Annotated in this window: 9 protein-coding genes; 4 read left to right on the forward strand and 5 right to left on the reverse strand. The window is 69.7% G+C overall.

Features of this window, described 5'->3' with window-relative positions; translation table 11 throughout:
• Positions 1 to 437: 437 nt before the first annotated feature.
• From MXD95_RS06580 to MXD95_RS06590, 3 genes are read left to right on the forward strand one after another with little or no spacing between them, the layout of a single operon-like run.
• Complete coding sequence (locus tag MXD95_RS06580) at positions 438 to 1,298, forward strand: ferritin-like domain-containing protein (RefSeq protein WP_250639645.1); 861 nt, start codon at positions 438 to 440, stop codon at positions 1,296 to 1,298.
• 11 nt (positions 1,299 to 1,309) lie between these two features.
• A complete protein-coding gene (locus MXD95_RS06585) occupies positions 1,310 to 1,969 on the forward strand; it encodes a PaaI family thioesterase (protein ID WP_250639646.1) in 660 nt (219 codons plus the stop codon).
• Positions 1,966 to 2,277 carry an acyl carrier protein gene (locus MXD95_RS06590; protein ID WP_250639647.1) on the forward strand — a complete coding sequence of 104 codons (312 nt, stop codon included), beginning with the start codon at positions 1,966 to 1,968 and terminating at the stop codon, positions 2,275 to 2,277. The genes MXD95_RS06585 and MXD95_RS06590 overlap by 4 nt, the downstream gene beginning before the upstream one ends.
• Before the next feature lie 205 nt (positions 2,278 to 2,482).
• On the opposite strand, the gene helR is transcribed toward MXD95_RS06590, so the two are convergent.
• The 5 genes from helR to MXD95_RS06615 all read right to left on the reverse strand — a co-directional run bounded on the left by helR (position 2,483) and on the right by MXD95_RS06615 (position 8,992).
• Entirely contained in the window at positions 2,483 to 4,810 is a 2,328-nt protein-coding gene (gene helR / locus MXD95_RS06595) for an RNA polymerase recycling motor ATPase HelR (RefSeq protein ID WP_285223543.1), read from the reverse strand.
• Between the two features lie 236 nt (positions 4,811 to 5,046).
• Positions 5,047 to 5,856, reverse strand: a complete 810-nt coding sequence (locus MXD95_RS06600) for an SDR family NAD(P)-dependent oxidoreductase (protein ID WP_250639648.1) — start codon at positions 5,854 to 5,856, stop codon at positions 5,047 to 5,049.
• Between the two features lie 392 nt (positions 5,857 to 6,248).
• On the reverse strand, positions 6,249 to 6,458 hold the full coding sequence (locus MXD95_RS06605; RefSeq protein ID WP_250639649.1) for a DNA-binding protein: 210 nt from the start codon (positions 6,456 to 6,458) through the stop codon (positions 6,249 to 6,251).
• 104 nt (positions 6,459 to 6,562) lie between these two features.
• The gene (locus MXD95_RS06610; protein ID WP_250639650.1) at positions 6,563 to 7,447 is read right to left on the reverse strand and encodes a transglutaminase-like domain-containing protein; all 885 of its coding nucleotides are present in this window, start codon (positions 7,445 to 7,447) and stop codon (positions 6,563 to 6,565) included.
• A 303-nt stretch (positions 7,448 to 7,750) separates the two neighbouring features.
• Complete coding sequence (locus MXD95_RS06615; RefSeq protein WP_250639651.1) at positions 7,751 to 8,992, reverse strand: hypothetical protein; 1,242 nt, start codon at positions 8,990 to 8,992, stop codon at positions 7,751 to 7,753.
• A 73-nt stretch (positions 8,993 to 9,065) separates the two neighbouring features.
• Here MXD95_RS06615 and MXD95_RS06620 point away from each other — a divergent pair, with 73 nt between their 5' ends.
• Positions 9,066 to 9,824 (forward strand): glycosyltransferase family 2 protein, encoded by a 759-nt coding sequence (locus tag MXD95_RS06620; protein ID WP_250639652.1) that lies wholly within the window; start codon positions 9,066 to 9,068, stop codon positions 9,822 to 9,824.
• Positions 9,825 to 9,900 lie beyond the last annotated feature (76 nt).

Genomic DNA, 9,900 nt, shown 5'->3' on the forward strand with positions numbered 1-9,900 from the left:
CCTCGGCCGTGTCGCCTCGGCCGTGTCGCCTCGGCCGTGTCGCCTCGGCCGTGTCGCCTCGGCCGTGTCGCCTCGGCGGACTCCACCCGCTGCTGGGATCCCGCTGACGCGTCCTCCGAGGGTGGCCATGGCCGGCCTCCTCGTCTGCCGCATCTGATGTACGGACCGATGACGCCGGGCCGGAGCGAACCGCTCGTCGAGCACGATCTACGGGTGCTCGGTGCGCCCCCCGCCCGTCCGCCCGTCCGGCGACGGCAGTCGGACGCGCGGACGGATCCGCACCGGCGAAATTCCCGGATGGTTCCGTGTGGTGCCGCTGGATAGCGGATGCAGATGGTGCGATTGGCATTTTGCTGTCGATGGTTGCCGGTTGGCTGCGGCCCGTTTACGGTGTGGACGCAACGGGCTGCGAGGTAATACCCAGGAGGGATTCTCTCATGCCGACGGTTACCCCCGAGACGGCGCACAGTTTCGAGGTTTTTCAGCACTACGAGCGCCTGCAGTGGAAGGTTTCCGACCTCGACCTCGACCACATTCGCCGAGACCTGGTCCGGCCCGCCTACGTCCCCCTGGTCAAGGGGGTCGTCATGGGCGAGGCCACCTCGCTGCCCGGCCTGCACGGCTTCCTCAGCGAGTTCGATGATGACTACGACTGCTCGGCGTTCGTCGCCGTCTGGGCCTACCAGGAGCTCCAGCACCACTATGCGTTCCGGGCCTGGCTGCGGGGCGTCGGCGTCCACATCGACCAGCGGCGGATCGAGGCCCTGCGCGAGCCGTACGAGGCCGGTGTCACGCCCAGCGCGACCCTCACCACCAACGTGATTTCCGAGATCATCGTCAACACCGTCTACCGGGCCCTGGCGGAATGGGTGGAGGAGCCCGTTCTGTCCGATCTCCTTCTGCGCGCAAGCCGGGACGAGGCGGGGCATGCCCGCGAGTTTCTCTATTATCTGAAGCGGCGCCTGGAACGTCACCCGCACGAGCTGAAGTCCGTCCTGGAACGCATCCACTTCTACGTGACAAGCGCGCGGCTCAACCATCCGGTCGGGGTTTACAAGCACCAGCGGGTGGAGGAGATGCGCGGCTACGAGACGGTCGACGATGTCATCGACGTCTACCTCCAGATCTCACCGCCGGACGCCCTGGACAAGCTGCAGGCGAAACTGCGGCGCATGCTGGGCACCGCCGTCGGCCTCGACCTCAGCCGCAACGCGGCCATCCGCCACGCGATGGCCGACCTGGCCACGGCCGAGACGCCCGTCGCCGTGACGCCCGTCGGCACGCCCGCGGCCGGCTGAGGGCCGCAACGATGCCCAGCCACCCTGCCGGCGTCCAGTCCGTCGGCCGGATTCTCGATCAGCCCGCCGACCAGGCCAGCGACGGTGCGGCTTCGGACCGTCCGGTCCTTCCCGCACCGACTTCCAGCCCCGAGGACGGCGGCTACCTGACGGTGCCCTGGTCGGTTCTCGCCGACTACCACTGCTTCGGCTGCTCGCCGCACAATCCGCACGGTCTGCGCCTGCGGTTCGCCGCCCGCGACGACGCCGGTATCGAAACGCGCTTCCGACTCGGCCGTGGGTACGAGTCCTACCCCGGGATCGTGCACGGGGGCCTGATCGGCGTCATCTGCGACGAGACGATGGGCAACCTCCTCGTGCTGCGTGCCGGTCACACCGCGCTGACCACGGGGATGCGGCTGCGCTATGTCAGCTCCCTGCGGATAGACGCGGAGTACCGCTGCGTCGCCCACCTGAGCGGCGGCCCGGGGGGCGCCTCGTCCGGCAGCGGGCTGGTGCGGGCCGAGGCTGAGATCCTCGACGCCGAGGGCGGCCTGGCGGCGTCGGCCAGCGCCACCTACCGGCCGATCTCGATGGCCAGCGCCCGTGAACGCATGGATCTGCGGCCCGAGGAGTTCGATCAGGTCGAAGCCGCTATCGCCGCTACTGCCGCCCAAGGAGAGCCACGATGACCGCCCCTGTGTCCCGCGACGAGTCCTCGGCGGTGTCCCTTGACGAGTCCCCCTCGGTGTCCCGCGACGAGATCCTGCGGACCGTCACCGAGATCGTGCACCGCGAGATCGGCATCCCGCTCGGCCGGCTGGCACCCGACTCCGACCTGCGTGGAGCCGAAGGCGCGGACTCGGTGAAGGTTCTTGTCATGATCTCGCGGGTGGAGCGTACCTACGGCATCGAGATCGAGGACGAGGACGTCTTCACCCTGTCCTCGATCAACGACGTCGTCCGCGTCGTCCAGGCCGCCCTCACCTCGGCGATCTGACATCCGGCACGGTCGTGGTTCGGCGCGAGTCTTGGCGAGATCATGCAGGGCGGTGCGTCCCCGCATCATCACCTGGCGGCCTGAAGATCGACAGGTGTTGCTGTGGCTGTCCGTGACGTCCAGTGCGGAGCATGCGGACGTCACGGACGGCCTGCCAGTGCGACCTCGGCCCGTCCTGACCGGTCAGTCGGTCCGTCCCGACCGGTCAGGAGTTCGTGAGCAGGACGAGCTCGCGGGTGGCGCGGGTCATGGCGACATAGCGGTCGACGGCGCCGGAGATGCCGGTGCCGAAGGCATCCGGGTCGACCAGGACGACCAGGTCGAACTCGAGGCCCTTCGCCAACGTCGGGGTCAGCGCCTGGACGCGAGGAAGGCCCGCGACCCGTGGCGGTGGCGCGACGTCATCGGCGGTGATGACGCAGGCGGTGCCCTCCGCGTGGGCGGCGAGCCAGGAGTCGACGATCGTGTCCAGTTCCGCCACCGACCCGTGCCGGACGGGAACTCCGCTGGCCCGGATGGACGTCGGCACGTTGGCGTCGGGCAGCGCGGCCCGGATCACCGGTTCGGCCTGCGTCATCACCTCCTGCGGTGTCCGGTAGTTGATGCTCAGGGATGCCAGTCGAACCTCGTCGAACCCGACGCGTTCGAGCCGTTCCCGCCAGGACTCGGTGAATCCGTGCCGGGCCTGAGCACGGTCGCCGACGATGGTGAAACTGCGCGACGGGCAGCGGGCCAGCAGCATCTGCCACTGCACGTCGGTGAGTTCCTGCGCCTCGTCGACGACGATGTGCGCGAACGGCCCGGCCAGCAGGTCGGCGTCCGCGGCGGGCAGCGCATTCTCGTCGACCAGCGCGTCGCGCAGGTCCTGGCCGTGCAGCATCGTGACCACGCTCTCGAAGTCGTCCTCGGCCGCGATCAGGTTGTCGACGACATGGGACATCCGGTCGCGTTCGGCGGCCGCCGCGGATGCCTGCTGCCGGCGCCGACGGGCCGCCTGCGGATCACCGAGGCGCTGGCGGGCCAGGTCCAGCAGCGGCAGGTCCGCGTCCGTCCATGCCCGCGGATCGGCGCGCCGCAGCGCGACGGCGTCTTCCCGGCTCAGCCACGGCGCGCATCTGCGCAGGTAGGCGGGCACGGACCAGAGGTCGGCGACGATGTCGGGAGCATCGAGTAGCGGCCAGGCCCGGTTGAACGCCCGGCGCAGGTCCCGGTCCCGCAGCAGGACCGCGCGCAGCTGGTCGGCGGGGATCTCCACGTAGCCGTCCCCGTCGGGATCACCGAGCAGGACGTGGTCGAACTTGGCCGTCAGGACGGTGAGCAGCTCCTCGAGGACCTGCTCGCGCGCGTCGTTGTGCGGGGTGCCGGCCTGTGCCGCGTCGAACGCCTCGATCCAGTCGTTCGCCGTCAGCCGGACGTCCGACCACGGGGTCGAGATCGTCATCGGCTCCGTCGGCGGATCCTCGTAGAAGCGGACGGCGTTGTCGACTGCCTCCACCCAGCGCGCCGAGGACTTGAGTGCTTCGACCCGCCGGTCGGATTCCGATGGTGCCTGATCGTCTCCACCTGGCGTTTGCCTGGCGGCTCCGGGGACAACGCGGGCCTCGGGGACAAGGCGGGCTTCGGGGACAAGGTCGCGTAGGGTGCAGGTCTGCACGCCCTCCTCACCGAGACTGGGCAGAACGTCCGCGGTGTAGACGAGGTACGGCTGGTGCGGGCCGACGACCAGCACCCCGCCGCGCCGGCGCTGGCCCAGGCGCGGGTCGGAGTAGAGCAGGTAGGCGGCGCGGTGCAGTGCGACGACTGTCTTGCCGGTCCCCGGCCCGCCATCGACGATGAGGGCACCGCGGGACCCGGCCCGGATGATCGCGTCCTGGTCGGCCTGGATGGTGCCGAGGACGTCGCGCATCCGCGGCGAGCGGCTGGCGCCCAGGCTCGCGATGAAGGCCGACTGGTCGTCGAGCGCGGCATGCCGTTCCAGGGCTCCGACCTCGCCGTCACTGGTGAACACCTCCTCCCAGTAGTCGGTGATCCGCCCGAGGGCCCAGCGGTAGCGGCGCCGGCTCACCAGGCCCATCGGATTGGCGTGGGTCGCGCCGAAGAACGGCTCGGCGGCGGGGGAGCGCCAGTCGAGCAGCAGCCGTCGGCCGTCCCTGTCCAGCAGTCCGAGCCGTCCGACGTAGACCGGACCGGCTTCGATGTCGTGCGCGGGATCGCCCGGGTTCTCGGCGTCGGCGTGGACCATTCGGCCGAGGCAGAGGTCCAGGCCGAAGCGGCTCAGCGTGCGCAGGCGGGCAGTGAGGCGGTGCACCTCCAGGTCGCGGTCCAGGGCCGCCTGGCCCTTGCCGCCTGGGCCCCGCCGGGCCTCGACGAGCCGCCCGGTCAGCTCGGCGATCTGGTGCTCGAGGGTTGCGGCGATGGCGGCAAAGTGCCGATCATCATCGCCGACCAGCGCCGGGTCCGCCTTCGCGGCGAGATGCTCGGGCAGGTTGAACGAGCTGATGGTGAGGGGATTCAACAGCGTCAGCTCCAGCATTCGGTCTCAGGTCGCGGACGACCACTGCGCGTGGGGCCGGCGCCCTGCTCGATCACGTCCGCATCGCGGGTGCCAGCCATAGCTGGCGATTCTGCGGCATCCACTGGGTCTTGCGGCAAGCCCCCCACCGTGCTATACGTTAGAAGTGGCCAGGAGTGCCCGTACCTCCGGTTACCTACCTCGGTGATCTCTGGCATCTGGTGATCTCTGGCATTGTCTGATGGGCGTTCTTCCCGTCAGGTGGCGGAGAAGCCGCCGTCGACGAACAGGGTCTGGCCGGTGATGTAGGCGGCGGCCGGGCCGGCGAGGAAGACCGCGGCGCCGACGAAATCCGACAGTTCGCCGTTCCGCCGCATCATCGTGCGTTCGGCCAGTGCTTCGACTCGGCCCGGATCGTCGAAGACCGCCCTGGTCATCGGTGTACGGACGAATCCTGGCGCGATCGCGTTGCAACACACGCCGTACCTCGACCAGGCCTCGGCCTGGGACCTGGTGAGGGCCGCGACCCCCGCCTTGGAAACCCCGTACGCCCCGCTGTTCCCGAACGCCCGGATCGTCTGCTGCGAGGCCAGGTTGATGATCCGGCCCCAGCCGCGTTCCGCCATGCCCGGGCCGTAGCGACGTCCCAGGAGGAAGGGCGCGTCGAGATTGACGGCCATCGTCTGGTCCCATTCCTCGTCGGTCAGCTCGCCGAACGGCGGCCGCAGGTTCACCCCCGCCGAGGTGACGAGAATGTCCGGCTCCCCGAACGGTTCGACTGCCCGCTGCGTCACCCGGCGTAGCTCGGCGCGGTCCGCGAGATCGCACGGGAATCCGGCCGCGGCGCCGCCGGCATCGCGAAGATCCGTCACGACGGACTCCAACGCCTCCGTCCGACGCCCGAGCGCGACCACCCGTGCCCCCGCCTGTCCCAGTGCGACGGCGATGGCCCGCCCGATCCCCGAGGTCGCCCCCGTCACCACCGCGGTCCGCCCGTCCAACGAGAAGAGATCGACCAGATAACCCGCCACCAGCACTCCCGTCGCAGCCGGTCTGTCCCTTCTCAACGCCCTCCTGCCGGTTCCGCGGAACCGGAACAGCACGGGCCAGCCTTGGCGGTTCCGGCACCAGGCGCGTCCCCGCTCCTGTGGGGCCGATCCGAGGTACACGCTATGTGCGTGCCTCGATCGTCGGCAACGACGACGGGCGGGGCGGGTGGTGGTGGCGGGTGGTGGTTCCGAGTGGGCCGACTCACTCGACCGGTGCTGGCGATCGATGGGAAAGAAGGGAACCGTTGACGGCGCTTGGCCGCTACCCCCTGCCGAGGCTGCCTGCTGGTGTCTTCCGCCATCCGACGACTGTGGCTCGCCGGCACCGAACTGATCCCCACGCCGACCGACCCGGCGTCCCGCTGACGACCGAGCCACCAGGGTTGCCGGCGCCTCTCCCGGCAGGGCGGTCAGCGGGCGGACTGGCCCGCCTGGAGCCAGACCTCGACGTCGCCGGCCCGCCACAGATCAAAGTACGGCGCGGACTGGGCCGGTCTGGGGAAGTCCGCGCGAGCGCACAGCTGCCTGGCTCGCTGCGCCGAAACGGTCAGCCGATGGGCGATGTCCGCGGTTGTCCACAGACCTGCGGCAATCGCGTCAAGACGAATGTGATCAATCATCGGAATATCTGCTTTCTGCATGGGCGGGCCTGTCCGTCGTCGGATGTCGGTGATCGGCCAAGCCTGCTCCGCCAGGCATGTCCTGGGTCGCGATCAGTGCAAGATCAGTGCAACCGGTGGGGGACGAGGTTGTCATCGAGGGGAAGTGCGCCGGTGACCGTGGCGGTCACCTCGATGGACCGCAGGGCGATGATGCCGCCGAGGACGTTGAGAAAGGCCGTGTCCGCCGCGTCGCGTCCGGTCGCGATCCGGATCATGCTCTCGCGGGGGGCTCGGCGGGTGGCGTCGTAGGTCCACCAGGCACCGTCGAACCATGCCTCGAAGACGGCGTGGAAGTCCATCGGTGTCAGGCCGGGTGCGTAGACGGCGGTGAAGCGTGCCGGTATCTGGAGTGCCCTGCACAGCATGATCCCGAGGTGGGCGAAATCGCGGCATACGCCCTGCCCTGTGAGCAGGGCGTCGGTTGCTGAGCTGTGGACGTTGCTGGAGCCCGCGACATAACCCACCCGGTGGTGAATCCACTGCGTGATCGCATCAATCCGTGGCCGTCCGGGGGGCTGGTCACCGAACTCGGCGACCGCGAACCCGACGGCCTGGTCCGATGGGCAGTAGCGGCTCGCCCGCAGGTAGGTCAACTGCTCCAGGCCCGGCAGGTCACGGGGGGTGGCCACAGTCGGATGGCCGGGGGCGGCAGGGGCGGCGAGTTCCGCCCGGTAGGACACCGACAGGACTCCGCTGGGCGCGTGCAGGAGATGTATCCGGCCGCGGTGCGGCGTGGCCAGCTCGGCGGGCGTCGGGAGCGCCTTCCCGCCGGTCGTCGCGTCAAGCCGCTCGGCATGGACCACCCGGCCGTGGGCGGCGGCGATGTGCAGGGCGATGTCCGCGGGCTGTTCGACCGCGAACGTGAGGTCGCAACTGACCACGCGGTCGACCACATCGCTGCCGGGATGGGCGGCCGGCCGGGAACCCGTCGACGACACTTCGGTCATGTACGGGGCGTCGCTCCGACGGCGCGCACGATCGGGTCCGGGTCGAATCGGTCGATGCCGACACGGCCTGAAGGGGAGCCGACACGGCCTGGAAGGGAAAGGATCTGGTGCACCGTGATGACGGCCGCCTCACCCCGACGGTGCCCCGCCGGACGGCAACGACCGACAACCACATCGACATCGGGTCGATATTGAAAAAATCACCAGTCAAAAAACAGCATATCATGATCGATATATCTTGCGGCTGACTGCGACATATCTTGCGGCTGACTGGGAGCCTGACCGCGCGAACAGGGGTCCGGGTCAGGATCTTCGGGTGCTGTTCGGCGGAGCGGTGTCGGAATCGGGGTGATATCGGCCGGTGATGATCCAGGTTCCGGCGATGATGACGAAGGCGAAAAGCAGAAGTCCGCCGCCGAGAATGGCGAGCAGGAGCGCCCGGTCGCGGAAACCGAGATTGCCGGTGAGGGTGATGGGCAGCGAGCCGACGACGAAGGCGACGGCGGCGGTGAAAACGGTGACGAGTTCGACGGCGCGGACGGCGGAGGTCTGCAGCGTCCGGCGCAGCTCCCGGTTCGCGGCCTCCTGCGTGCGCCAACGGGTCTGCTGGCTCGCGGCCAGTTCGGCGAGATCCAGGCCCTTCTCGATGACGTCGCGTTCCCGCAGGTACTGCTCCTGAAGGAGCTCGTGGCTGATGCGGGTTCCGATCGCGGGCAGCAGACGCAGCGCGTTGTCGATGGAGTCCAGTGCCTCGGTGTAGTCGCCGCACATGCGCTGCCCGCTCGCGAGGCGGAACCGGAAGAGATGGTCCTGGGGGAATTCCTCGACGGCGTCGACGGCGTGCTGCCGTAGCTTTTCGCCCCGGCCCGGGAAGCGTGGAGCCGCCGCGAGGGCGTGAAGGCAGACGTCGACGACGGCCCGGGAACGCGGGTTGGCACCCCAGGCCGAGTCCAGAAGCTCGAGCGCGTGGCCGGTGGTGATGGTGCGACTGCCGAACGCGCCGAAGGCCCGCAGACTGGTGAACAGGGGGTCGTCACGGTGCTGGCCGGCGGCGACGGCAAGCAGGGAGGACTCGAGGAACTGGCGGAGTTCGTCGAAGGAGAAGTTCGCCCGGAGCTTTCCAGCATGGTAAAGCGTGGCGAAATAGCAGAGGTCGGCCGAGCCCCGGGCCGCCTCGACGATCCGCCCGGTGGCGAGGGTGAGGTCGTGGCGGGACTCGACCGTGCCCTTGGTGATGAAGGCATAGCCCAGCGTCCACTTTTCGATGATGTCCGGGCGGACCTGCGGTTCGGTGTGGTCATGGAGCCAGCGGGCGCAGCGGGCCGCCACCTCGACGGTCGGCTCACGCAGAAACCTGCGGCGCCAGTACCGGTCGGCGCAGATCAGCCAGGCATCGGTGACGAAGTCCGCCGACGGAATCCGGAACGGGGGCTCGAGGTCCGCGTCGATCAGCTCGGCGGCGACCTGTTCACAGACCCGGTCCAGCTCGCGGGAATCGACGGAGGCCGCCTGGCCGAGCCGCGCGTTGATCGATGCGACGTCCACATGCCCCCTTTCACTAGATCTTCCCCGAATGTGTACCACACGAATGCGGAGCGGATCGGTACATACTGCGTCCATGCGGGTCGATGTGGTCACCGCGGCACACGCCGAGTACGCGGTCTACCTGCCGGCAGCATGGGACTCGCTACGCCGCCAGCGTCATCCCCACTGGACGTGGCGGGTTCAGATCGACGGACCGTCCGGCGAGGTCCGCGACACGCTGACCACCTGCGGGGCGGCGGCCGACGGCCGGGTACGAATCGGCGCTCACGGCACCCGGGAGGGCCCCGGCGTCGCCCGCAACATCGCCCTGGGCGCCTGCACCGCACCGCTGGTCCAGAACCTCGACGCCGACGACGAGCTCGAACCCGACGCACTCGGCGCGCTCAGCGGCGCGCTCGCCACCCATCCCGACGCCGGTTATGCGGTTGGCCACGCCCGCGACCTGCACCCGGACGGATCTCTGCGGACCTTGCCGTTGGCCGTCCCCGCCGGGCCGCTGGCCCGCGGTGCACTGGCCATCGCGTGGATGGCCGCCCTGCCCGACCACACACTGCCCCCCGTGCATCCGGCGGGGGTGATGTGGCGCCGCAATCTACTTCTCGCCATCGGCGGATGGGCGGCACTGCGCGGCGTCGAGGACACCGCGACCCTCATCGCCGGCTCCGCCCTCGCCACCGGAATGCTGCTCGACATTCCCACGTTGCGCTACCGGCGTCATGACGCACAGCGTTCCCGCCAGGAAGGAAATTTCTCCGGGGGGGGGGCGCAGTATCGGCTCATCTTGCAGCGCGCCGCTCTCCTCACCGCGGGGCCCTGCTGGGAGGACCGATAGGCCCGGGGGGGGGGGGGGGGGGGGGGGGGGGGGGGGGGGGGGGGGGGGGGGGGGGGGGGGGGGGGGGGGGGGGGGG

It is taken from the genome of Frankia sp. AiPa1, from assembly GCF_023243075.1.
Taxonomy (GTDB): Bacteria; Actinomycetota; Actinomycetes; order Frankiales; family Frankiaceae; genus Frankia.

Bases quoted from the DNA above. Each gene is read 5' to 3' on its own strand.
- helR (WP_285223543.1), bottom strand. From the start codon at position 4,810: ATGCTGGAGCTGACGCTGTTGAATCCCCTCACCATCAGCTCGTTCAAC.
- MXD95_RS06610 (WP_250639650.1), bottom strand. From the start codon at position 7,447: ATGACCGAAGTGTCGTCGACGGGTTCCCGGCCGGCCGCCCATCCCGGC.
- MXD95_RS06590 (WP_250639647.1), top strand. From the start codon at position 1,966: ATGACCGCCCCTGTGTCCCGCGACGAGTCCTCGGCGGTGTCCCTTGAC.
- MXD95_RS06585 (WP_250639646.1), top strand. From the start codon at position 1,310: ATGCCCAGCCACCCTGCCGGCGTCCAGTCCGTCGGCCGGATTCTCGAT.
- MXD95_RS06620 (WP_250639652.1), top strand. From the start codon at position 9,066: ATGCGGGTCGATGTGGTCACCGCGGCACACGCCGAGTACGCGGTCTAC.
- MXD95_RS06580 (WP_250639645.1), top strand. From the start codon at position 438: ATGCCGACGGTTACCCCCGAGACGGCGCACAGTTTCGAGGTTTTTCAG.
- MXD95_RS06605 (WP_250639649.1), bottom strand. From the start codon at position 6,458: ATGATTGATCACATTCGTCTTGACGCGATTGCCGCAGGTCTGTGGACA.